The sequence below is a fragment of the Hymenobacter sp. FMD4 genome (assembly GCF_058932745.1).
Map to the genome: position 1 here is coordinate 299,225 of NZ_JBZYWH010000002.1, position 22,219 is coordinate 321,443.

Below are 22,219 nucleotides of genomic sequence, written 5' to 3' on the forward strand. Positions count from 1 at the left end.
TAGCCCTTCCTCCATGTCCGTAGCCCCCGCCACCCGCAAATTCCGTCAAGCCTCGTCCCTGAAGCAGCCGGTGGCCGTCGTGGGCGCCGGCATTGGCGGCATTGCCACGGCTGTGCGGCTGGCCGCCAAGGGCCACAAGGTGACGGTGTTCGAAGGCCGGGATTCCTTCGGCGGCAAGATGCACCAGTTCGACCTGCCCGGCGGCTACCGCTTCGATGCCGGTCCGTCGCTATTCACCTTGCCACAACTAGTGGACGAGCTGTTTCGCCTGGCCGAGCGCGACCCGCAGGATTACTTTCGCTACGAGCGGCTCGACCCCATTACGCAGTACTTCTTTGCCGATGGCACCCGCCTCACGGCTTGGGCCGATGAGGAAAGATTTGCCCAGGAAATCGAGCAGAAACTACGGGTGCCGGCCGCCGAAGTGCGCCGCTTTCTGCACGGCTCGCGTCGGGCCTACGAGGCCACGGCCCAAACCTTCCTGCACAAGTCGCTGCACCGGGCCGATACTTACCTTAGCCGCGATACACTCAAGGCCGTGGCCGAAATGCCGCGTCTTGGGCTGCTCAGCACCATGCACAGCCGGCACCAAAGCGCCTTCCCGCAGGATGCGCGCCTCGTGCAGCTCTTCGACCGCTTCGCCACTTACAACGGCTCCGACCCGTACCAGGCCCCAGCCACGCTCTCGTTGATTCCGCACCTGGAGCACGGCATCGGCGCGTTCTACCCCGAAGGCGGCATTTACAGCATTGCCAGCTCGCTGGTGCGCCTGGCCGAAGAGCTGGGTGTGGAGTTTCGCTACCGCGAGCCAGTAGAAGAAATTCTGACCGCCGACGGCCGCGTGACCGGCGTGCGTACGGCCCAGGATATCTACGACTTCGGGCAGGTAGTCAGCAACATGGACGTGGTGCCCACCTACCGCCGCCTGCTGCCCCGGCAGCCCGCCCCAGAGCGTACCCTGGCCCAACCCCGTTCTTCTTCGGCGCTGATTTTCTACTGGGGCATCGGCCGTGAGTTTCGGGAGCTGAGCCTGCACAATATTTTCTTTTCTGCCGATTACCGCCGCGAGTTCGAGGCCATCTTTCAGGACAAAACGGTGGCCGACGACGTGACGGTGTACGTCAACATCACCTCCAAACACTCGCCCGACGACGCGCCTGCCGGCCACGAAAACTGGTTTGTGATGGTGAACGTGCCTCACGACGAAGGGCAGGACTGGCCCGCCCTGCAGCAGCGCACCCGCGCCGCCGTGCTGCGCCGCCTGAACCTGGCCCTAGGAATCGACGTTGAGCCTCTGATCCGGGCCGAACGGGTGTGGACGCCACCGGGCATCGCCGCCGATACGTCGTCGTACGGTGGGGCACTGTACGGCAGCTCGTCCAACACCATGCTGTCGGCGTTTCTGCGGCACCCCAACTTCTCGCGCAAGCTGGAAGGGCTGTACTTTTGCGGCGGCTCGGTGCATCCCGGCGGCGGCATTCCGCTCTGCCTGCTGTCAGCCAAAATCGTTTCAGGCTTAATCGATTAAAAATGAGGAGGTAAAGATTGGAAATGGATTTCGTGCAGCTTACAACCACTACACAGACTTCTGCCGTCGGCAACGTGGTAAGTCGCACGGATGGGTAGCCGCCCGAGGCGCAGGAGCCCAAGCGAATCCTTTCTCATTTTTAATTATCGATTTTAACTCTCTACATGCCACAACCCGAACAACTTACGCCGTCTGTGGCTGCTGCGCCCGCTCCGCAGTCGAAAGGGCGGTTGCGTTTTGCGCAGTTTGTGCTGGTCCTGTTTTACGTCACCGGCTTCGTGGGGCTGGGTTATTCGCAGGACCCTGGCTTCTACCTGCAGTTTATGCCGCTCACGCTGCTGCTCACCGCGGCGCTGCTGCTCAGTTTCGACCGGCATAGCCCGGCGCCCATGTTTGGGTGGTTTGCTTTCACCACCATGCTGGTCGGCTACGGCGTGGAAGTCATTGGCGTGCGTACCAACCTGCTGTTTGGGCAGTACTCCTACGGCGAAGTGCTCGGTCCCAAGTTTCTGGACGTGCCCATTATCATCGGGCTAAACTGGCTGATCCTGACGTATCTGGCTGGTGGGCTGGCGCAGCGCTTACCACTGCCAGGCATTGTGCAGGCGTTGCTGGCCGCCGTGCTGATGGTAGGCCTGGATGTTTGCATCGAGCCCGTGGCCCAGCATTTCGGGTGGTGGAAATGGATTGCCGATGTGATTCCGCTGCAGAACTTTAAAGCCTGGTTTGCTGTCTCGCTAATCCTGCAGGTATACTTGAACCGCAGCCATATCGCAGCCGGGCGCAATCCGCTGGTGCCGTTCGTGTATATGCTTCAGCTCTTGTTCTTTTTTGGATTGGCCTGGCTGGTGAGCTAACTTGAGCCGCCGCGCTTTTTTCACTTCCGATTTCCCCTGCATGAGCCCCACGTTGCGCGAGACCTTGTTGCAAGAGGCATTCGATTTGTTTCTGACCCGAGGCATTAGTGCACTCTCCTTAGAAGAGATTGTTCGGGTGCTGGACGTTTCACCGGCTACGTTCCGGGAGATGTTTCGGGATAAAAATGACTTGGTGGCGCAAGCAGTGCAGTTCGATATCGAACGGCAGATGCGTGAGCACGCCGATCTGTACTCCCGCATCAGTAACCCTATTCAGCGGCTGTTTGCGCTGCTGGAAATGGGCATTCGCGACCTGCAGAAAATCAAGTCGCCGGATTATGTGACTGACATGATGCGGGACTTTCCGGATGCCTGGACCATTGCCATGCAGCACCTGGAGGAGTACTCGCACCCGATGATCCACCAACTGCTCAACGATGGCGTGCTGCAGAAGATGGTGCGCGGCGACATCAACATCGCTCTGGTGACCAAGATCATCCTGAGCATGTTCAATCTAATTTTGAACGAGCAGATCTTTCCGCCGAGCCGCTACAACTTGGCCGAGATTTACCGCAGCGTGTACCTGTATTACGTCCGCGGGTTGTGCACGGAGGAGGGGATTCGGGCCGCTTCCACGTATTTCGCCCGCATGTAGTTGGGGCGAGGAGGTGACAAGTCAGCAGACATGGTTTAACTATCCCGCTGCTGCTGTGCTACCCAGATGCGCATTTAACTTAAAAGGGCCGCTCCTCGGAGTGGCCCTTTTGTTTGAATAGAGCTGTAACCGGTCTCATGTGACTGGTTGCCTCTTACCCCAGTTGTCAGCGCCTTTAGCTGATTGAAACGCGCACCTTCTTGGTGTACTCGCGCAGGGCAGTGGTAAAGTCGGTGTTATGATCCTGCATGTGGTTCAGGATAAAGATGGCAGCAAACACGTGGGTGAGCTGCTCGCCCTCATCTTCGCCTTCCACCTCAAAAGAAGGTTGCCGCTCGTCGAGCAGGGCTTCTTCGGCTTCCAGCAGGGTCTGCAGGGTCTGGCTTTCGACGAGGCGCTTGATGGCTGGAATTTTCATGGCTGATTAACGGATTTTATCGATCAGCGACACCACAGCTTCCTCTTTGCTGGCAGCCACGGTCTCGACTAGCTGACCGCCTTTAAATACGGCGAAGAAGGGCAGGTTGGTCACGTTGGCTGCCTTGCGGGCTTCGGGGCTCTGCTCGGCATTTACGTCCAAGAAAGCCACATCGACGTTGGCTTCCGAATCGGAGAGGCGCTTGAACTTGGGCGAAAACAGGCGGCAGTTGCCGCACCAGTCGGCGTAGTATTTCACTACTACTTTATCATTTTCCTGAAGCAGTTGCTGAAAGTCTGCGTCGGTCGCTTTTAGAACGGGCATGTATGCTAAGAATGAGTTGGCGTGTGCAGCAGATAAGAATGATTCCTATCTGACTGCAAACCTAAAGCGTTTGGGGCAAAAAAAGTTTAACCCGCCCCGCAAATAGCAAAGCTGCTACGTGCGAGGCGGGCCAAGCGTTGGGCGAAGAGCCCTAAGGTTAGTTACGCTGGGGGAAAATGCCTTGCATGGCAATACAGAATTTAAGCCCTAGGTAAGGCTGCAGGTTATTGTGCGGCTGTGAACCACCGGTGGAGCTGATGGCCGCGAAGTTCAATTGGGTGTTTAGCGTCGGGTGAAAAGCAGCATTGCCGGTACCGCTGTTAGCCAGCGCCGCGCCGCCCGGCGCCGTCGTGGTGCCTACGGCCGCTGCAGCGTTGACAAGGTGGCTGTGAGCGGGTAGCTGATTGATCGATAGCGTTTCTTGCTCTGTACCGGCTTGCTGGCCCAGGCTCTGATTGGAGAGGCCATTCCCCTGACCCATATGCACAGGAACCCGGCCATTCAGGTTGGGCAACGCAAAAGTGGTTTGGCCATTGCCGCCGTAGGTGGTGCCCAATAGGGAAAATAGGGCCGAGTTCTGCGCAATGGTCAAGATCTGGCCATTGCAATCCGCGTAACCCCGCGGCGCAAAGTTGTAGGGAACAAGGATAATCTCGCCGAGGTAAGGATCGAAGCCGCCCGTCAGCGGGCGGCTCACGCTGGCTTGCGCCGCCGATTGCCAGGGCTTGAGTAGGCGCTGCCACCAGCGGCGGCGTTCTGGGGTATGCAAAGACGAAGACATGGCAACCAAACTAATTCCGCGATGGATAAAGGCCTTCCAGTGCGATGCAGAAGTTGATGGCCAAGTAAGGCTGCAGGTTGTTGTGCGGCTGCGAGCCGCCCGCCACGCCGATGGTAGCTGAGTTCAAAGTGGTATTGGGCCCGGCGCTGCTGTACTGGGCGGTACCGTTTCCGCTGTTGGCCAGCAGATTGTTGGTGGGCACGGCCGAAGTGCCGGCCAGCGAGGAGGCGTTTAAAGTGTGGCTATGAGCCGGCATCTCATTCAGGGTGAGCATGTGGTTCTCAGCACCGCCCGCTTGGCCTAGGCTGTAATTCTGCAGGCCCGGTCCCTGACCTGCGTGTAACGGCACGCGGCCGCGTAGGTCAGGCAAGGCAAAAGTGGTTTGACCGTTGCCGCCGTAGGTGGTGCCTAATAGGGAAAACAGAGCCGTATTCTGCGCAATGGGCAAGATCTGGCCGTTGCACATCGCCCAGCCAACGGGCGCAAAATTGAAAGCCACCATCATGATTTCGCCAACAAACGGTTCATAGCCGTTGACGGAGGCCACGCCGCGGGTGGCCGCGTGGCTTTCGCCCGCCACGCCCGCCAGCAGTCCGCCCCCGATCAGGCTACCTAGGCGCTTTAGCCAGTTGCGGCGGGGCAGTTCGGTAGCTGGCAGCTCCGGAATCGGTGCGTAGCCGTCAGAAGTAAGTATGTAACGCATGCGAAGGAGAGGAGCGGTTAGTTGATGCGGCGCCAGCCGCTGTTGACGTAGATGTACTGAGCCGCAAAACCCGGCTGCAGGTTTTCGGTGCCGCTGGCGCTGGTTACGGGCACGTACACGTCGTCAAGGTTGGTGAGGATGAGCAGTTGCCCGGCGGCTACGCCCGTGCTGCCCAAGGTGATGGTGCCGTTGGCAGCGGTAGAGCTGTTGCTGGGGTAGTTCATCACGGTAGCCGTAGGGTTCAGCGTCACGGCGCCGGTACCGGCCGTCATGCTGGCCGTACCGTACGTCACGGGGCCGCTGCCGCCGCTTGGCGTCTGCCAGGAGGCCACACCGTTGGCATCAGAAGTGAGTACCTTCCCGGCGCCTTGCGTGCCGTCTACGATCTTAACTGAACCGCCCACGTGCAGGCGCGTATCCGGGGCAGAAGTACCCACGCCTACGTTGCCGGTGCTCCAATCCACTAGCAGGCGTGTGGCGTTGGCGGTTACGTCGCGCACCACGAAGTCGTAGTTTTCTCCGCCAACTTCGTTTAGGTTGGTTTCATTGACGGGTACCCCAATGTCCCACAGGCGCTGAGCGCTGCCGTTGCCGGAGCCAAGGCGGATAAGAGCTGCCCGCGCCGAGTTGCCGCTACCAATCTGAAAGATTGTGGCTGGGGCGCCGACGCCTATGCCCACGTTGCCGGAAGACATCAGGCGCATTACTTCGCGGTAGTTCTGGCTGGCGTCGTTGTAGCCACCGGTGCCGCCGGCGCCTACTCGCAGCGCCAAGCCATTCTCGGCGCCACCAGCAGTCATGAAGGCCGAACTGCCGTCGTGCGACCAGAACATATGGTCCCAGGCGGCCGGGTTGCGAAAACCAAAAGAGGACAGCACATCCAGGTTCACGAAGGTAGAAGGCGCGTGCCCTACACCAACGCGGCCCGCGTTGTCGATGCGCAGGCCGTTGGCGTTGCCGGAGGCGTTGGATAACCAGTTTCCATTGAGCCCCAGGTTCTGGGTGGCGGTATGGTCGCCTAGGTTATCAGCAGCTACGCGCACCCACGCCGAGCCTTGGTACTGGTACAGGCCTGCCGCAGCCCCCGTCTGGGTATCGGTTTGATACACCAGCAAGCCGTTGGCGGGTGTGGTAATGGCCACGCGCTGGTCGCGGGTCATGCGCGGCGGCAGGAAGCCCTTCGTGGTGGAGCTTACATCCAGCATGGCGGAGGTAGTGGGCGTGGTGGTCCCGACGCCGACAGAACCAGTTTGGCCTTGAGCCGACCACGCTGCCAGCAAACCACCAGCCACAAGTGCGTAGCGTTTGATCATAGAGGATTTCGAGGGGGATGGAATCGGATGCAAGGTACGAGATGCACTATAAATATTTGGCAATTATTATATAAAAAATCCAATATGAATCAGCGCAGTTATAACCCCGGCCTGGGGCGGGTGCGTACAGCGAGTATGTACTTCCGTAGCCTCTTGTTGCTGATGCTAAGCTGCTGGCTGGCGGCCTGCTCTGGTGAAGAGCAAGCCGACCGACCGGCCGCGAGCGGCGCAGCCACAGCGGCCGTTCCCGTTCCGGTTATGCGCAACATCGTTTTCTTCGGCAATAGTCTCACGGCTGGCTATGGCCTGCCCGCTCAGCAAGCCTTTCCCGCTCTTATTCAGCAGCGAATTGACTCACTGGGCTTGTCATGGCAGTGCATAAATGCGGGCGTGAGCGGCGAAACCTCGGCCGGCGGTGTAGCCCGCCTGCCCTCGGTGCTGAGCAAGCGCCGGCCCGATGTGTTTGTGCTGGAGCTAGGCGCCAACGACGGCCTGCGTGGCATTCCGGTGCGCGAAACCACCCAGAACTTGCAGCGCATCATCGACGAGGTCCATCGGCAGTACCCCGAAGCGCAGATTGTGCTGGTAGGAATGGAATTTCCCTTCGACCTTGGCCCCTTGGGAAACCACCAATTTGCGCGCTACGCCAACGAGTTTAAGGCGCTGTTTCGGCTGGTAGCGGAAAAGAACAACTTGCCCTTCGTGCCCTTCCTGTTGCAGGGCGTGCTCGGTCGCCGCGACCTGAACCTGCCCGACAACGCCCACCCCAATGCCGCCGGCTACCGCATCGTGGCTGACAACGTGTGGCAGGTGCTGGAACCGGTGCTGCGCAATTATCAGGCGCAGTCAGCCGTGCATTAACGCCAAACGGGCCCGCAACCTTGGCTGCGGGCCCGTTTGGCCTAAGGAAAACCAGAAAGCTTAAGCCTGCTGCGTTTTGAGCACCGAGGCGTTGTACATCAGCTCGTAGTACTCGGTAGCCATGCGGCCCGACTCGAACTGCGGCTCCACTTCGCGCATGGCCGTCTGGACGAGGTTCCAGTACTCGGCCGGGTTGCCGTAGTACAGCGGCAGAATCTCTTGCTCCAGTACGTCCATGGTGCCGTTGGCCTCGATGGCGTCCTTTACTTCGTCGGTTTCGTGCAGGTTGGCCAGCGGAATGAGGAAGCCGTTTTCGCCGTGGCGCACAAATTCCGGAATCCAGCCATCGGGGATGCTCAGGCTGAGCGAACCATTCATGGCGGCGGTCATGCCGCTGGTGCCCGAAGCCTCGCGCGGGAAGCGCGGGGTGTTCAGCCACACGTCAGAGCCTTTCTTGAGCAGGCCCGAAAGCTGCAACTCGTAGCCGGTGAGCACGGCGCACTGCTTCAGGTGCTTGGTGCGCTGGATCAGGTCGTTGAACAAGCCGATGGCGGCGTAGTCCTTCGGATAGGGCTTGCCGGCCCAGATTACCTGCACCGGGCGGTCAGTGCTGCGCACCATGGCCTCGAAGCGGGCAAAATCGTGCAGGATGAGGTTAGCGCGCTTGTAACCGGCGAAGCGACGGGCCCATACCACGGTCAGGGCGTCCGGATCGAGGATGGTGCCGGTTTGGTTGGCGACTTCCTTGAACAGCTCCTGCTTAAGCTGACGCTTGCGAGCCTTGAGGGCGTCCACGTCGCCAGCGGCCAGGGCCTCGTGCAGCTGCTTATCGCGCCAGTAGGTACCGTTCTGCGAGTTGGTGATGTGAATGATGGGGCAGATGCCGGCGTTGCCGTTCCACATCTGGTTGGCCACGCGGCCGTGCACGGCCGATACGCCGTTGGCAATGTGCGACATGCGCAGGGCCGTGAGCGTGTAGTTCACGCGCTCGTGCTCCACAAAGCCCAGGCGGCGTACTTCTTCTTCCGAGGTGCCGGCGAAGAAGGTCATGTCGTTGAGCAGCTTGAAGCCGTGCTCTTCGTTGCCGGCCAGCTCGGGGGTGTGCGTGGTAAATACCAGGCGCTTCTGCACTTCGGCCAGCTGCTGCCCGTGCTTCTGATACAGGTGGAAAGCCAGCGGCAGGCCGTGGCCCTCGTTGAGGTGGTAGATGTCGGGAGTAAGGTTGAGCAGGTCGAGCAGCTTGCCACCGCCTACGCCCAGCAGGATGCTCTGGGCCACGCGGGCCGCCAGGTCGGCGTCGTAGAGGTGGTGCGAGATGGTGCGCGAGAGGTAGTCGTTCTCGGGCACGTCGGTGCTCAGGAAGAACATCGGGCAGGTGCCAAACACTTCCGGGGCCAGGTAGTAGGCACGCACCTTCACCGGGGCCGAGTGAATGGTAATGTCGAAAAGCAAGCCGGTATCCTGCAGGAAGCTGTAATGCTTCTCCACGTAATCTACGCGCAGGGTCTGGTCTTGCTGGCGGGCTTGGTCGTAGTAGCCGTAGCTCCACAGGATGCCAATGCCAATCATGTTCTGCTTCAGCTCGTAGGCCGAGCGCATGTGCGAGCCGGCTAGGAAGCCGAGGCCGCCGCTATAGGTTTTTAGGGCCTGATCGATGGCAAATTCCATCGAGAAGTACGCCGCGGATTTGCTGAATTCGGGGGCTGGCTGGTAAGAGTTCAGTTCAAACGCCATCTGGGTTGGAAAATCGGTGGTTAAATGAGCTTAGGGGAGGAAAGCTTCCAAAGCCCGTTTTCGGGGGCGAAAAATGGGTTTGGGGCCCATAAGGTACGAAAGCTGAACCATTAACGCGAGCTAGCGCACCGCCTTTTGGCAGGGAAAAGTTGTGCGAACGTTTGCACAAATCCGACCCACGAAACGCCGCTATAAGTGGAAAGCTGCAGCCAATGAGCCTGATACGGCCGCCGGAGCATTAGTTGCGTCTTTATTTATGTTTTTGCAGGTATTAATGGCTATCAATCAATGAGATTGGGGCGGGGTGGTTGCGCAAATGTTGCTGACGCCCGCTAAAGGTCCTACTTTGCTGTCTGTAGCCGCTGAGCTACGCATGTTCGGTTTATTCCCCAACCTCTATGCTTCGTTCCTTTTCCTGGTTGCCGCTGCTGCTTGTGCTGCTCGGCGCCCCGGCCGTTGTTCGTGCCGCCGAGCCCTCGGCAGCCGCTCCCAAAGACGGCATCACTCGCATCGACCCCACGTTTTGGTGGGTGGGCATGCGCAATCCTGAACTGCAGCTGCTGGTGTACGGTCCAGGTATTGGGGCCAGCACGGCCGCCATCGACGGGAGCTACCAAGGTGTGAGCATTGCGGGGCAGCAGAAAATGGAAAACCCCAACTACCTGCTGGTGAATCTGCTGGTGCAGCCCACGGCCAAGGTGGGCAAGCTGCCGCTCACTTTCACGGGCGGCCCTAAGAAGCTCAAGTATCAATACGAGCTGCGTGCCCGCACCACGCCGGGCGACAAGTCCAAGGTGCAGGGCATCAACAGCTCCGACTTCATCTACCTGCTGATGCCGGACCGCTTCGCCAACGGCAACCCCAAAAACGACTTCATCAAAGGCATGCGCGCCCCGGGCGTGGCCCGCGACTCCATGTTCTCGCGCCACGGCGGCGATTTGAAAGGCATCGAGGACCGCTTCGGCTACCTGAAGGAGTTGGGCGTGACGGCCATCTGGCCTACGCCCATCGTGGAAAACGACGAGCCCAAGGCCAGCTACCACGGCTACGCCCTCACCGACTGGTACAAGGTAGATGCCCGCTACGGCACCAACGAGGACTACGTACGCTTCGTCCAGAACGCCCACAAGCAGGGCCTGAAGGTGATTCACGACGTGGTGCTGAATCACATGGGCACCTCCAGCTACCTCGTGCGCGACGCACCGGCCAAGGACTGGTTTCACCAATGGAACGAGTTTACGCGCTCCAACTTTCGCGACGCGGCCTTCAACGACCCGTATGTATCGCAGTACGACCAGAAGCAATTCGGGGAGGGCTGGTTCGACAAGCACATGGCCGACCTGAACCAGAGCAATCCGCTGGTATCGAAGTACCTGATCCAGAATTTCCTGTGGTGGGTGGAGTACACCGGCCTCGATGGCTACCGCGTGGATACCTATACCTACTCCGACCGCAAGTTCCTGATGGACTGGGGGCAGGCCATTCTGGATGAGTACCCGCAGCTGGGCATGTTTGCCGAAACCTGGGTGCAGGGCACCGGGCAGCAGGCCTACTTTGCGCGCAACATTTTTCCCGCCGTGTCGGGCTTCAAGAGCAACATGCCCGGCGTCATCGACTTTCAGCTGCAGTACGCCCTCAACGATGCCCTGACCAAGGAGCCGGGCTGGACGGAAGGCATCAACCGCCTCTATTACACCATGCAGACCGACTGGATGTACGTGAAGCCCTTGAACAACGTGCTCTTCCTCGACAACCACGACGTAAGCCGCTTCTACTCAGTTATTGGGGAGGATTTCCAGAAGTACAAGATGGGCATTGCCTGGCTGCTCACTTCGCGCGGCATTCCGCAGCTGTACTACGGCACCGAGGTGCTGATGAAAAACTACTCCAACCCCGATGGCAAGGTGCGCGAGGACTTTCCCGGCGGCTGGCCCGGCGACAAGGAAAACCGCTTCACCAAAGCAGGCCGCTCGGAGCAGCAGAACGTGGCTTTTGACTACGTAAGCAAGCTGGCGCAGTACCGGAAGTCGCACCCGGTGCTGCACACGGGTAAGTACATGCACTTCATCCCCGATAACGGCGTGTACACCTACTTCCGCTACAACGACCAGGGCGAGACGGTGATGGTGGTGATGAACGCTGCCAAGGAAGCCCGTACGGTAAGCACCGAGCGATTTGCGGAACGCATGCAAGGCTTCACGAAGGCGCAGGAAGTAATTACCGGCACCACGCTGGATAACCTGGCCTCGATGAAAATTCCGCCCTACACGGCTTGGGTGCTGGAACTACAGAAGTAATCCGCCTACAACGCAAGAAACAAGGCCGCCGGACCAACCTCCGGCGGCCTTTGCGTATTATTTACCTCAGCAACCATTGCCGCCTTATGACTGATCTAACCAACCAAGTAGCCATTGTAACCGGTGCCAGCCGCGGCATCGGCCGAGCTATAGCTACGCTGCTGGCCCTGCAGGGCGCCCATGTAGTATGCGTAGCTCGCTCCGAGCACGACGTGCAGGAAGTAGCCCAAAAAATTAACGGTCTGGCCATCGTGGCCGACGTGAGCAACGAAGCCGATGCCCAGCTGGTGGTGGCCGAGGCGATGAGCCACTACGGCCGGCTGGATATCGTCGTTTGCAACGCTGGCGTGGGCTCCTTCAACTTGCTGGAGAACTTCGATGCCGCCGAGTGGGACCGGATGTTCAACGTGAATGTGAAAGGCACCTTCCTGCTCTGCAAAGCCGCCGTGCCCCACCTCAAGGCCCAGCAACGAGGCCATATCGTGGGCATTGCCTCCGACGTGAGCAAACGCACCTTCGTGCACGGCACCGCCTATGGCGCCAGCAAGTACGCCCAGCACGCCGTACTCGATGCCTTACGCAAGGAAGTGCGCCCACACGGCGTGAAGGTGAGCGTGATTTACCCCGGCTTGGTCGATACGCACTTCAACGAAGCCAAGCCCGGCGGTGCCGATAAGGAAAAAACGCACCTGCAGCCCCTGGACGTGGCCCAGGCTGTGCGCTACGTGCTGGAAGCCCCGCCCCACGTAGTGGTGGATGAGCTTACGCTGCACCCCGTAACGCAGGAATGGTAGTAGGACAGGCGCCGCTAGGCGCCCAACTGGCTGCCGTTTGGCGGAGCCATTCACTCAGCTCTTAAATTAATTACGCAACAAAAACAGCTGGTCAGTTTAGGCGCTAAGTCCCCTAAATTCCTAAATTACGGACCCTATGCGACCAAAAATACTGCTGCCAGCTGCTGCTCTCACCCTTGGCTTAGCTGCCTTTACCCAGCCGCCCGTAGCGGCCCCGCCGATGGCGCACTACCTCGAACCCGCCCCTGCCGACCCGAACACCACCGACGAAATTCCGAAGGACAACAAGCTCATTGTCTATCAGATGATGGTGCGGCTGTTCGGCAACACCAAGACCACCAACAAAACCCACGGCTCAGCCGCCGAAAACGGCGTGGGCAAGTTCAACGACATTACCGACAAGGCCCTGCAGGAGCTCAAGAAGTTCGGCGTATCGCACGTGTGGTACACCGGCATCTTGGAGCACGCCACCATGGCCGATTACACCAAAATCGGCATTCCGCTCGACGATGCCGACGTGGTGAAAGGCCGCGCCGGCTCGCCCTACGCCGTGAAGGACTACTACGACGTGGACCCTGACCTGGCGGCGGACCCCAAGAAGCGCATGCAGGAGTTTGACGCCCTAGTCAAGCGCACCCATGATAATGGCCTGAAGCTGCTCATCGACTTCATACCCAATCACGTAGCGCGCAGCTATAAGTCCGATGCCAAGCCGGCCGGCGTGGTGGACCTGGGCGAAAAGGACGACAAAACCAAGGCCTTTGCCGTCAACAACAACTTCTACTACCTGCCCGGCAAGGCCTTCGTGGTGCCTAAAGGCAACGATCCACTCGGCCCCGGAGCCAAAGGCCCCAAGGAAGACGGCAAGTACACGGAAACCCCCGCCCGCGCCACCGGCAACGACGTGTTTTCGGAAGCCCCGAAGCTGGACGACTGGTTTGAGACGACCAAGCTTAACTACGGCGTCGACTACGTCAACGGCCGCAAAACCTACTTCGAGCCCGTACCCGATACCTGGATTAAGATGCGCGACATCCTGGTGTTCTGGGCCAACAAAAACGTGGACGGTTTCCGCTGCGACGTGGCCGAGCTGGTGCCCGTGGAGTTCTGGGCCTGGGTTATTCCCGAAGTCAAGAAGGTAAAGCCCGACATCATCTTCTTAGGCGAAGCTTACAATCCCAAGGAGTACCGCACCTACCTGGAGAAGGGCAAGTTCGATTTCCTCTACGACAAGGTGGGCCTCTATGACGGCCTGCGCCGCCTGATGCGACAGGAAGGCACCACCGAGGACATCACCAAAGTGTGGCGCGACGAAAGCCGCGGCTTTTCCTCGCACATGCTACGCTTCCTCGAAAACCACGACGAGCAGCGCATCGCCTCCAAGGACTTCGCCGGCAACGCCATGACGGCCATTCCGGCCATGACGGTATCGGCCACGCTGGGCTCGGGCCCGGTCATGATGTATTTCGGGCAGGAGGTAGGCGAGCCGGGCAGCGGCGTAGCGGGCTTCTCCACCGAAGACGGCCGTACTACCATCTTCGATTATTGGGGCGTGCCCGAGCATCAGAAGTGGTTGAACGACGGCAAGTTCGACGGCGGCAAGCTGAGCATGCAGCAGAAGCAGTTGCGCGACTTCTACAGCCGCCTGCTCAATATCACGGCCTCCAACGAAGCCCTGCGCCGCGGCCGCTTCTACGAGCTGCAAGACGCCAACAACCTCAGCAAGGAGTACAGCGACAAAAACCTGTACAGCTACCTGCGCTTCACCGACAAGCAGCGCATGCTGGTGGTGGTCAACTTCAGCCACACCCAGACCTACGTACCCACGCTCAAGGTGCCGAACGAGGCATGGCGGCTGATGGGCCTCGACCCGCAGCGCACCCAGTTCACTTACACCGACGTGCTCAACGGCCGCTCTAAGAACAGCACCTCGCGCATTACGCTGCCGCCGTTGTCGGCTGTGATTCTGGAAATCAATCCGCTGCCCTAAAGAAGTGATAAGTACAGGTAACGCATGTAACCTGTCGTCCGTCACTTGTCGCTTCATTCCCCATTCCCACACACTCTCCCATGGCCTCCGCTTCCGCCACCGTGTCAGCCGCCACGCAGCATAAGCCCCGCCTCTCGTTCTGGCAAATCTGGAACATGAGCTTCGGCTTCCTTGGCATTCAGTTCGGCTTTGCCCTGCAAAACGCCAACGTCAGCCGCATCTTTGAAACGATGGGTGGCACCGAAATAGCCCTGTATTGGCTAGCTGCGCCGCTGACCGGCCTGCTGGTGCAGCCCATCATCGGCTATATGTCGGACCGCACCTGGAGCCCTAAGTGGGGGCGCCGCCGGCCCTTCTTTTTGGTCGGCGCCATCCTGGCGTCGATAGCCCTGCTGGTGATGCCCAACGTGACGGCGCTGTGGATGGCTGTGGGCATGCTTTGGATTATGGACTCCAGCATCAACATCTCCATGGAGCCTTTCCGGGCTTTGGTAGGTGACCTGTTGCCCTCGGAGCAGCGTACCACTGGCTTTGCCGCCCAAACATTCTTTATCGGGGTAGGCGCCGTAGTGGCCTCAGCCTTGCCGTGGATGTTTACCAACTGGTTTGATGTGCCGAATACAGCCCCCTCGGGTCAGATTCCGCTATCGGTGAAGTACGCCTTCTACATCGGCGGCGTCGTGTTTTTCTTGGCCGTGCTCTGGACGGTGCTGCGCACCAAGGAATACCCGCCGGCCGATTTGGCGGAGTTTGAGGAAGAAAAGCGCCGCAACGCCGGTTTCCTCAACGGCGTGCGCGAATCCTTCGAAGGTGTGCTGCACATGCCTAAAACCATGAAGCAGCTAGCCGTGGTACAGTTCTTCTCTTGGTTGGCTCTGTTTTCGATGTGGATTTACACCACGCCGGCTATTACCAGCCATATTTATCACACCACCGATACCACCTCCAAGCTTTACAATGAAGGAGCCGACTGGGTAGGAGTGTGCTTTGCCGTCTACAACGGCGTGTCAGCCATTTTCGCGCTGTTGTTGCCTGTTATTGCCCGGGCCACTTCGCGCCGGTTCACGCACATGATCTGCTTGGTAGCTGGTGGTCTGGGATTGATTTCGTTCTATTTCATCCAAGACCCCAAGTTGTTGGTGCTGTCGATGATCGGCGTAGGCATTGCCTGGGCCTCCATCCTGTCGGTGCCGTACGCCATGCTAGCCGGCGCGCTGCCGGCCAATAAGATGGGTTATTACATGGGAGTGTTCAACTTCTTTATCGTGATTCCCCAGGTAGTAGCTGGCCTGATTTTGGGCTTCTTTACCAACAATGTTTTCAACGGCCAGCCCATTTACACGCTGGTGTTGGGCGGCTGCTCGATGATCATTTCGGGCCTACTCACTTTGCGCGTCAACGACGCCGACGATGTGCATATACCCGACGTGGAGCCAATATCCGGCCCGGCCTACGAGGCGCCGGTACAAGCCGATCCGCGTGTGTAAGTTGAGCCAAGTAGATAAAACCAACGCCCCGGTTGATTCGTCAACCGGGGCGTTGGTTTTATGGAAGGGCGCGGTTGTGCGCGTCGCTACAGACCCGTTTGCAGCCAGTGGTGGGCGGAGTGCTCGTCAGTAAAAGTGCTGATGTCAGCGCCTTGTCGGATCTTCTCCGCAATGGTGGGTTCTGCGGCTTCCAGGCGGGCATTGATACTTTCCGAATGGTAGGGCGTCACAAGGTATGCTATGCGGCGTGGGGCAGGCAAAGTGTCGCGCATCAGCTCCCGAAAGGTGGTCAGCACCCAAGTGAAGTCCTCGGCCGACGCTAGCCCGCGGGCGCGCAGATCGATCAGCCACCGGCCACTGCCCGACTCCTGACCCAGTTCCAAGGCGGAGTGGTAGCCGGCACGATGCTCTGCGGAACTGACCGGCCGCGTCCAGCGCAGAAACAGCACGTGCAGATCGGGCCGGTAAGTAAGGCGTAAGTAGTCCTGATCGATGGCTTCCATGAACGGTAGCGGCGGTGAGCATTAGCAGAAAGGCTGTGCTATGCTGAAGATAATCTTGTGGCGATATAATACCAAACGCAGGCCGTAATAAACTCAACGGTAACACCAAACGGGGTAAAGCACGTAAGCCAACAGCCGCACCACTTTATTCCCACCGTGCCGTTTATGCTGCTATTTCATGGATTCTTTGCCTTGTTTTTTGGGCTCTGTGGTTATCTGTTGTTTAGGCTATTCTGGCACCCGCGCCGCCTGCGCCCTGCCAAAGCACGGCCCCGCGTGAGCATCTTGGTGCCGGCCCGCAACGAAGCCGACAAAATCGAACGCTGCCTGCAGTCGTTGACTGCCCTGAACTATCCCGCTGATAAGCTGGAAATTCTCATTGGCGACGACCATTCCACCGATGATACCGCCGCCGTAGTGGCCCGCTTCATCAAGGATAAACCACAGTTTCGGCTGGTGCGCATCGGCGCGCCAGTGGGCCAGGCAAAGGGCAAGAGTAACGCCATTGCGCAGCTCACCCGGCAGGCCACCAGCGACTATTTCCTGCTCACCGACGCCGACATGGCCCTGGCGCCCGAGTGGGTGGAGTACATGCTGGGCGCCGCCGACATCGACGGTGCTGGCCGCGTGGGCGTGGTTACTGGTGCTACCACGGCCGAGGGCGGCCTGTTTGGCAAGCTGCAGGGGCTGGACTGGTTGTTCGGCCTGAGCGTTATCCGCATCATTTCCGATGCCGGCAAACCCGTGACAGCCGTGGGCAACAACATGCTCGTCACGCGTAAGGCCTACGATTCCATCGGTGGCTACGAGGCACTGGCGTTTCAGATAACGGAAGATTTGCAGCTGTTCGCCTGCATCGTGCAGGCGGGCTGGGACTACCGCAACCTCTGGAACCGTCACGTACTGGGCGTATCGGTGCCGCAGCCCACGGTGCAGTGCCTGCTGGAGCAGCGCAAACGTTGGATGCGGGGCACCACGCGCTTACCAGTGTACCTCTCCGGCCTGTTTGGGGTGTACGGCATCTTCTACACGGTACTGTTCTGCCCGCCGCTGATGTCGTGGCCGCTCACGCCGCTGCTCTTTCTGCTGAAGCTGGTGCTCCAGACGCTATTCCTATGGGGCAGCCTGCGGCAGGTAGGCCGGCGCGAGGCGCTCTGGGTGCTGCTGGTGTACGAGTTCTACCTGGCCGGTATGTCGCTGCTGGTCATCGGCTACACGCTGATGCCTGGGCAGATTCGGTGGAAAGAGCGCCGCTACGTGTGGGCGGAGGTATAGGGCTGAGATTGAGAGGCTCCGTATATTCTGTGCGTCATGCTGAGCTAGTCGAAGCATCTCTACCGCTTCGTTATTCGTGAGAGATGTTCCGGCAAGCTCAGCATGGCATTGTAGCGTATACAATAAGCAGTAGCGCAAATCGAAGCGGCCGTCGGTTACGTGCACGTCGGGGCAGCCGGGCTGCTAGAGGAAAAACGTGAAGCGGCCTGAGACGATTTGCTCCACTTGATCGAAGCGCGTTATATCCACAACTCCCACCGGACCGCTTTCACTTTCGTACTCGCAGAGCGTGTTGAGGTCGGCGTGATATATATAGCTACCGGTGGGGGCGGAGGTGGGTGTGTCGAGCACATAGCGACCGGGGCCGCGCACACCGGAGAGGTGAAGGATGAAGGACTGGTTAACTTTCCGAGTACGCTGTTTGGCGCTGATCAGGAGTTCATTTGGGTGGACGTACTCGGTTGAAAGACGGCTACCGGAGAAAGAGTTATTAACTGGCAGCTACACATGCCCGTTGAGCTTGCAACCGAAGGTGTTGGCGCCGCTCTGCGTCTCGGCCGGCAGTTATGGCTCGGGCTTGGGCCGCGGATCATTCGTTTTACACTTGGAGCACTGCGTGAGCGTGAGCAGGGCAACAATGGTCCAGATACGCGGCATAGAATCACGGAATCAGCAACAAGCCAAATAGCACCGCCAACATACGCAGCCGCGGCGTAGCGCCAAGGTGGGTAGGAGACTGAAGAGCCCGAAGACAGCTGGCCGGGTTGCATTTGCCACTAGCATAACCGACCTTCCGACCCCAATCTACCTTCATTCCTACCTGCCAAACCATGAAACAAACCTACTCCCGCCCCGCCGCAAGGTGGTGGGCTTGGGGGCTACTGGGCTTGCTGCTGCTGAACGTCGGCTGCGCCTTCGCCCAAAACCCGCCCAAGCGCGAGATGCGCGCCGTCTGGATAGCCCACGTCTTCAACCTCGACTGGCCCCGTACGCGCACCCTCACGCCCGCCCAGCAGCGCGCTGACTTTATCACCCTGCTCGACCGCCACAAGGCCAACGGTATCAACGCCGTCATCGTGCAGGTGCGCGCTTCCGGTGATGCCATTTACCCCAGCACCTTGGAGCCGTGGAGCGAATGGCTCACGGGTACGCAGGGCGTGGGCCCGACGCCGGCTTATGATCCGCTGCAATTCATGATTCAAGAGGCGCACAAGCGCGGATTGGAGTTTCACGCCTGGATCAATCCGTACCGGGCCGTAACCAATGCTAACACCTCCAGCATCGCCCAAAATCACGTCTCGCGCTTGCACCCCGACTGGGTGGTGCCCTACGGCACGCTGCGCGTGCTCAATCCTGGCCTGCCCGCCGTGCGCCAGTACCTCACCCGCGTGGTGATGGACGTGGTGCGCCGCTACGACGTCGACGGCATTCACTTCGACGATTATTTCTACCCCGCGCCCCAGACTGGCGTCACCTTCGACGACGACGCGGCCTTCGCGGCCGATCCACGCGGCTTTACCGCCCGCGCCGATTGGCGCCGCGACAACATCGACCTGTTTGTGCAGACCGTGGGCGACAGTATCCGAGGGGCCAAGCCGCGGGTGAAGTTCGGCATTTCGCCGCCCGGCGTGTGGCGCAACGGCACCAGCGTGGGCGGCACCGCCACCACCGCTTTTCAGAGCTACACCGACATCTTCGCCGATTCGCGCAAGTGGCTGCAGCGGGGCTGGGTCGATTATCTCGCCCCGCAGGTGTACTGGACCAGCACCACCGCGGCCGCCCGCTACGACCTCATCGTGCCGTGGTGGAACAACCAGGTATCGACCACCACGCCGCGCCACGTGTACATCGGCCACGCGGCCTACAAAGTCAGTGCTACGGCTACCGATGCCTTCAACCAACCTACGCAGATTCCCAATCAACTGCGCCTGCTGCGCCAGCAGCCCAACGTGCAGGGCAGCATATTCTATAAGTCCACCGAACTGCTGAACAACCCGCTGGGCGTGGCCGACTCTTTGCGCACCAACTTCTACCGCCACCGCGCCCTGCGGCCCACCATGCCGTGGAAAGACAACGTGCCGCCGACCACGCCGGTGCAGGCCAGCATCTGGAGCGATGGTCAGAACTCCGGCTTCGTGTACCTGAACTGGCAGCCCGGCCCCGCGGCTTCCGACGGTGAGACGGCCCGGCAGTACGTGGTGTACCGTCTGCCCGCCAGCACCGGCCCGCTCACCGCCGCCGACCTGGCCGATCCGGCTAACATCGTGGCCATTCTCGATACCGTGGGCTACCGTGAAGTGTGGCGCCCCGGCAACTTCCGCTACACCGTCACGGCGCTGGACCGCTTGCACAACGAAAGCGCGCCGGTGCAGCAGTTCATCGTGCTGCTGCCCAACAAGGATACCGCCAGCACCAACCTGCTGGAGCCGGCTTTCCCGAACCCCTTCTCGGAAAGCACCCAGCTCAGCTTCACACTGCCCAGCTCCGGCGACGTGCGCGTGCAGGTACGCGACATCACCGGCCGTCTCGTAAGCACTTTGGCCGAAGGCCCGCGAAGTGCCGGTCGCCATACGGTTACGCTATCGGCGGGCACGCTGCCGGCAGGCCTGTACATCGTGGAGCTAGCCACTGAAAGCGGTGCCTGGCAGCAAAAGGTGCTGCTGACGCAGTAAAATGCTGTAGCGTGGACTACAAAGTCCGCGCTACACCTAACCGACAGCGCCCCGACCAATTGGCCGGGGCGCTGTCTTTTTAAGTTCGGGGCTTGCTCTGTTGCAGGCTTTTCTCTCGCGTCGCTTTAAACTCTGACCCCGCTTTCCACTGCGGGAAAGTCGTTTCGCCGGCCAAGCGCTGGCCTACGCGGAAGAGCAGGCGCGCATCCTGCTCCATGCCGGTGAAATCCATATTGGGGCTATACTCATCGGAAGGCTGATGGTAGTGTTTGCTACGGTACTCCTCGCGCAGCTTGGCGGTGAAGTCCTTGCCCTTGGTGCGGTGCTCCGAGCGGCCACCGGCGTACAGCGCCGGCACGCCCACGTGGGCGAGGCTGAAGTGGTCGGAACGGAAAAAGCTGCCCTGCTCCGGCGTGGGGTCGGGCGCGATGTAGCGGTCCTGCTCCTGGGCAGCCGTACGGGCATAGTCGTCCAGCTCTGATTGGCCGTAGCCCACCACCGTCAGGTCTTTCATCGGACCGTAGGAGGACAGGGCGTCCATGTTCAGATCGGCTACCGTTTGGTGAAGCGGAAACAGCGGGTTGCTGGCGTAGTAGGCCGAGCCCAGCAAGCCTTGCTCTTCGCCCGTCACGGCCAAGAACACGATGCTGCGGGCGGGCTTTTCCTTGGCTCGCACGAAGCCTTTGGCAATGCTTAGCAGCGCGCCTATGCCCGAGGCATTGTCCACGGCGCCGTTGTAGATGGAGTCGCCATCGACTACCGGCCCGATGCCGATGTGGTCCCAGTGCGCCGTGTACAGGATGTACTCCTCGGGGCGGGAGGTGCCAGGCAATACGGCCACCACGTTCTTGGATTCGGTGCGGCGCAGCTTGTTCCGGATGCTGGTACTCACGGCCAAGTTGCCCAACGGCCGGGCCTTAAAGCCACGCTGGTGCGCCGCCCGGAATGCTTCGTCGTAGTTTTGCCCAGCGGCTTGGAAGAGTCGCTTGGCCACGTCCAGCTGAATCCAGCCTTCCACGGCCGGTTTGGAAGCGCCTTTGTCAGCTGTTTGCGGGTAGAGCTTGGCGCCGCTCCAACTGCTTTGCACCACTGACCACGGATAGGCAGCCGGCTTGGTGTCATGCACGATGAGCACGCCAGCGGCGCCTTGCCGGGCGGCTTCCTCGTATTTGTAGGTCCAGCGGCCGTAGTAAGTCATGGTATTGCCCTTGAACAGCGTAGAGTCGCCGCTCTGAAAGCCGGGGTCGTTTACCAATACCACCACGGTTTTGCCTTTCACATCGAGGCCGGCGTAGTCGTTCCAGTTGTATTCAGGCGCTACTATGCCGTAGCCGGCAAACACCAGCGGCGAGTTTTGCAAGCTGACTTTGGGCTGCTCACGCTCGGTAAAAGCCACGTAGTCCTGCAGGTAGTTCAGCGTGATGGGCTGGCCCTGGCCACCTGTTACCTGCATGGTGGGAGCTGGCGTACCGGTAATCTCCACCAGCGGCACAGGCTGAAAGTAGCTGCCACCGGGCCCAGGCTGCAGGCCCAGCTTCTTGTACTCCGCTGCGATGTAAGCCGTGGTTTTTTCTTCGCCCACGGTGAACGGCTTGCGTCCCTGAAACTCATCGGAAGCCAGCACGCGGATATGCTCGCCGATGTCGCGGGCCCGAATGCTGTCGGCTGGTGCGGCGTCGGTCTGGGCCGCGGCTTCGGTGTTGTTGTTAGAGCTGTTGCCCTGGCAACTGGCCAGCCACAGCAGTGCGGCCGGTAGGAGAGGAGTAAAGCGCATGAAAAGGGTTTGGTATGGTAGGACGCTAAAGCTAGAAATTGTTGCGAGGAGTCTAAGGCTAGAGTTAGTTCCCCTCCTCAGCTGAGGAGGAGTTAGGGGTGGTTGATAGGCTAGAGCTAGTGAGCTAAAAGGCTAGATGTCGTTCACGCGTCATTCAACCACCCCTAGCCCCTCCTCAGCTGAGGAGGGGAACTAATTCTAGCCTTAGACCTGGTTCTAAACGAATCTACACCACGGCTTTTTTAAAAAGCCT

19 protein-coding genes are annotated in these 22,219 nt (G+C 59.8%); 10 read left to right on the forward strand and 9 right to left on the reverse strand.

What is annotated here, in order from left to right; all coding sequences use genetic code 11:
• The first annotated feature begins 13 nt into the window (after nt 1-13).
• From crtD to AC5FXY_RS03265, 3 genes are all read left to right on the forward strand, one after another.
• Nucleotides 14-1,528: a 1-hydroxycarotenoid 3,4-desaturase CrtD gene (crtD, locus tag AC5FXY_RS03255; RefSeq protein WP_493555194.1), complete on the forward strand. Its 1,515-nt coding sequence runs from the start codon at nt 14-16 to the stop codon at nt 1,526-1,528.
• Nucleotides 1,529-1,692: 164 nt separating this feature from the next.
• Nucleotides 1,693-2,385, forward strand: a complete 693-nt coding sequence (locus tag AC5FXY_RS03260; RefSeq protein ID WP_493555195.1) for a carotenoid biosynthesis protein — start codon at nt 1,693-1,695, stop codon at nt 2,383-2,385.
• A 40-nt stretch (nt 2,386-2,425) separates the two neighbouring features.
• Entirely contained in the window at nt 2,426-3,040 is a 615-nt protein-coding gene (locus AC5FXY_RS03265; protein ID WP_493555196.1) for a TetR/AcrR family transcriptional regulator, read from the forward strand.
• A 175-nt stretch (nt 3,041-3,215) separates the two neighbouring features.
• Here AC5FXY_RS03265 and AC5FXY_RS03270 read toward each other — a convergent pair whose 3' ends face one another.
• From AC5FXY_RS03270 to AC5FXY_RS03290, 5 genes are all read right to left on the reverse strand, one after another.
• On the reverse strand, nt 3,216-3,458 hold the full coding sequence (locus AC5FXY_RS03270) for a DUF6952 family protein (protein ID WP_493555197.1): 243 nt from the start codon (nt 3,456-3,458) through the stop codon (nt 3,216-3,218).
• Nucleotides 3,459-3,464: 6 nt separating this feature from the next.
• Nucleotides 3,465-3,782 carry a thioredoxin family protein gene (locus tag AC5FXY_RS03275; RefSeq protein ID WP_493555198.1) on the reverse strand — a complete coding sequence of 106 codons (318 nt, stop codon included), beginning with the start codon at nt 3,780-3,782 and terminating at the stop codon, nt 3,465-3,467.
• Between the two features lie 157 nt (nt 3,783-3,939).
• On the reverse strand, nt 3,940-4,563 hold the full coding sequence (locus AC5FXY_RS03280) for a phage tail protein (RefSeq protein WP_493555199.1): 624 nt from the start codon (nt 4,561-4,563) through the stop codon (nt 3,940-3,942).
• Nucleotides 4,564-4,573: 10 nt separating this feature from the next.
• Nucleotides 4,574-5,266 carry a phage tail protein gene (locus AC5FXY_RS03285; protein WP_493555200.1) on the reverse strand — a complete coding sequence of 231 codons (693 nt, stop codon included), beginning with the start codon at nt 5,264-5,266 and terminating at the stop codon, nt 4,574-4,576.
• Between the two features lie 17 nt (nt 5,267-5,283).
• Nucleotides 5,284-6,579, reverse strand: a complete 1,296-nt coding sequence (locus tag AC5FXY_RS03290; protein WP_493555201.1) for a phage tail-like protein — start codon at nt 6,577-6,579, stop codon at nt 5,284-5,286.
• A gap of 258 nt (nt 6,580-6,837) precedes the next feature.
• Here AC5FXY_RS03290 and AC5FXY_RS03295 point away from each other — a divergent pair, with 258 nt between their 5' ends.
• Nucleotides 6,838-7,440 (forward strand): arylesterase, encoded by a 603-nt coding sequence (locus AC5FXY_RS03295; RefSeq protein ID WP_493555202.1) that lies wholly within the window; start codon nt 6,838-6,840, stop codon nt 7,438-7,440.
• Nucleotides 7,441-7,500: 60 nt separating this feature from the next.
• On the opposite strand, the gene glgP is transcribed toward AC5FXY_RS03295, so the two are convergent.
• A complete protein-coding gene (gene glgP, locus AC5FXY_RS03300; protein ID WP_493555203.1) occupies nt 7,501-9,174 on the reverse strand; it encodes an alpha-glucan family phosphorylase in 1,674 nt (557 codons plus the stop codon).
• Nucleotides 9,175-9,572: 398 nt separating this feature from the next.
• Here glgP and AC5FXY_RS03305 point away from each other — a divergent pair, with 398 nt between their 5' ends.
• The 4 genes from AC5FXY_RS03305 to AC5FXY_RS03320 all read left to right on the forward strand — a co-directional run bounded on the left by AC5FXY_RS03305 (nt 9,573) and on the right by AC5FXY_RS03320 (nt 15,742).
• Nucleotides 9,573-11,471 (forward strand): glycoside hydrolase family 13 protein, encoded by a 1,899-nt coding sequence (locus tag AC5FXY_RS03305; RefSeq protein WP_493555204.1) that lies wholly within the window; start codon nt 9,573-9,575, stop codon nt 11,469-11,471.
• Between the two features lie 86 nt (nt 11,472-11,557).
• Nucleotides 11,558-12,265 (forward strand): SDR family oxidoreductase, encoded by a 708-nt coding sequence (locus AC5FXY_RS03310; RefSeq protein WP_493555205.1) that lies wholly within the window; start codon nt 11,558-11,560, stop codon nt 12,263-12,265.
• A gap of 136 nt (nt 12,266-12,401) precedes the next feature.
• Nucleotides 12,402-14,255 carry an alpha-amylase family glycosyl hydrolase gene (locus AC5FXY_RS03315; RefSeq protein WP_493555206.1) on the forward strand — a complete coding sequence of 618 codons (1,854 nt, stop codon included), beginning with the start codon at nt 12,402-12,404 and terminating at the stop codon, nt 14,253-14,255.
• 80 nt (nt 14,256-14,335) lie between these two features.
• Nucleotides 14,336-15,742 (forward strand): MFS transporter, encoded by a 1,407-nt coding sequence (locus AC5FXY_RS03320; RefSeq protein ID WP_493555207.1) that lies wholly within the window; start codon nt 14,336-14,338, stop codon nt 15,740-15,742.
• A gap of 86 nt (nt 15,743-15,828) precedes the next feature.
• On the opposite strand, the gene AC5FXY_RS03325 is transcribed toward AC5FXY_RS03320, so the two are convergent.
• Nucleotides 15,829-16,245, reverse strand: coding sequence for a hypothetical protein (locus AC5FXY_RS03325; RefSeq protein ID WP_493555208.1), 417 nt, complete (start codon nt 16,243-16,245; stop codon nt 15,829-15,831).
• A 165-nt stretch (nt 16,246-16,410) separates the two neighbouring features.
• Between AC5FXY_RS03325 and AC5FXY_RS03330 the strand changes: the two genes are divergently transcribed.
• Nucleotides 16,411-17,520 (forward strand): glycosyltransferase, encoded by a 1,110-nt coding sequence (locus AC5FXY_RS03330; protein WP_493555209.1) that lies wholly within the window; start codon nt 16,411-16,413, stop codon nt 17,518-17,520.
• A 183-nt stretch (nt 17,521-17,703) separates the two neighbouring features.
• On the opposite strand, the gene AC5FXY_RS03335 is transcribed toward AC5FXY_RS03330, so the two are convergent.
• A complete protein-coding gene (locus tag AC5FXY_RS03335; RefSeq protein WP_493555210.1) occupies nt 17,704-17,892 on the reverse strand; it encodes a hypothetical protein in 189 nt (62 codons plus the stop codon).
• Between the two features lie 458 nt (nt 17,893-18,350).
• On the opposite strand from AC5FXY_RS03335, the gene AC5FXY_RS03340 reads away from it, so the two are divergent.
• Nucleotides 18,351-20,192 carry a family 10 glycosylhydrolase gene (locus AC5FXY_RS03340; protein WP_493555211.1) on the forward strand — a complete coding sequence of 614 codons (1,842 nt, stop codon included), beginning with the start codon at nt 18,351-18,353 and terminating at the stop codon, nt 20,190-20,192.
• Between the two features lie 79 nt (nt 20,193-20,271).
• Here AC5FXY_RS03340 and AC5FXY_RS03345 read toward each other — a convergent pair whose 3' ends face one another.
• A complete protein-coding gene (locus tag AC5FXY_RS03345) occupies nt 20,272-21,966 on the reverse strand; it encodes a M28 family metallopeptidase (RefSeq protein ID WP_493555212.1) in 1,695 nt (564 codons plus the stop codon).
• Nucleotides 21,967-22,219 lie beyond the last annotated feature (253 nt).

Bases quoted from the DNA above. Each gene is read 5' to 3' on its own strand.
- crtD (WP_493555194.1), top strand. From the start codon at position 14: ATGTCCGTAGCCCCCGCCACCCGCAAATTCCGTCAAGCCTCGTCCCTG.
- AC5FXY_RS03260 (WP_493555195.1), top strand. From the start codon at position 1,693: ATGCCACAACCCGAACAACTTACGCCGTCTGTGGCTGCTGCGCCCGCT.
- AC5FXY_RS03265 (WP_493555196.1), top strand. From the start codon at position 2,426: ATGAGCCCCACGTTGCGCGAGACCTTGTTGCAAGAGGCATTCGATTTG.
- AC5FXY_RS03270 (WP_493555197.1), bottom strand. From the start codon at position 3,458: ATGAAAATTCCAGCCATCAAGCGCCTCGTCGAAAGCCAGACCCTGCAG.
- AC5FXY_RS03275 (WP_493555198.1), bottom strand. From the start codon at position 3,782: ATGCCCGTTCTAAAAGCGACCGACGCAGACTTTCAGCAACTGCTTCAG.
- AC5FXY_RS03280 (WP_493555199.1), bottom strand. From the start codon at position 4,563: ATGTCTTCGTCTTTGCATACCCCAGAACGCCGCCGCTGGTGGCAGCGC.
- AC5FXY_RS03285 (WP_493555200.1), bottom strand. From the start codon at position 5,266: ATGCGTTACATACTTACTTCTGACGGCTACGCACCGATTCCGGAGCTG.
- AC5FXY_RS03290 (WP_493555201.1), bottom strand. From the start codon at position 6,579: ATGATCAAACGCTACGCACTTGTGGCTGGTGGTTTGCTGGCAGCGTGG.
- AC5FXY_RS03295 (WP_493555202.1), top strand. From the start codon at position 6,838: ATGCGCAACATCGTTTTCTTCGGCAATAGTCTCACGGCTGGCTATGGC.
- glgP (WP_493555203.1), bottom strand. From the start codon at position 9,174: ATGGCGTTTGAACTGAACTCTTACCAGCCAGCCCCCGAATTCAGCAAA.
- AC5FXY_RS03305 (WP_493555204.1), top strand. From the start codon at position 9,573: ATGCTTCGTTCCTTTTCCTGGTTGCCGCTGCTGCTTGTGCTGCTCGGC.
- AC5FXY_RS03310 (WP_493555205.1), top strand. From the start codon at position 11,558: ATGACTGATCTAACCAACCAAGTAGCCATTGTAACCGGTGCCAGCCGC.
- AC5FXY_RS03315 (WP_493555206.1), top strand. From the start codon at position 12,402: ATGCGACCAAAAATACTGCTGCCAGCTGCTGCTCTCACCCTTGGCTTA.
- AC5FXY_RS03320 (WP_493555207.1), top strand. From the start codon at position 14,336: ATGGCCTCCGCTTCCGCCACCGTGTCAGCCGCCACGCAGCATAAGCCC.
- AC5FXY_RS03325 (WP_493555208.1), bottom strand. From the start codon at position 16,245: ATGGAAGCCATCGATCAGGACTACTTACGCCTTACTTACCGGCCCGAT.
- AC5FXY_RS03330 (WP_493555209.1), top strand. From the start codon at position 16,411: ATGCTGCTATTTCATGGATTCTTTGCCTTGTTTTTTGGGCTCTGTGGT.
- AC5FXY_RS03340 (WP_493555211.1), top strand. From the start codon at position 18,351: ATGAAACAAACCTACTCCCGCCCCGCCGCAAGGTGGTGGGCTTGGGGG.
- AC5FXY_RS03345 (WP_493555212.1), bottom strand. From the start codon at position 21,966: ATGCGCTTTACTCCTCTCCTACCGGCCGCACTGCTGTGGCTGGCCAGT.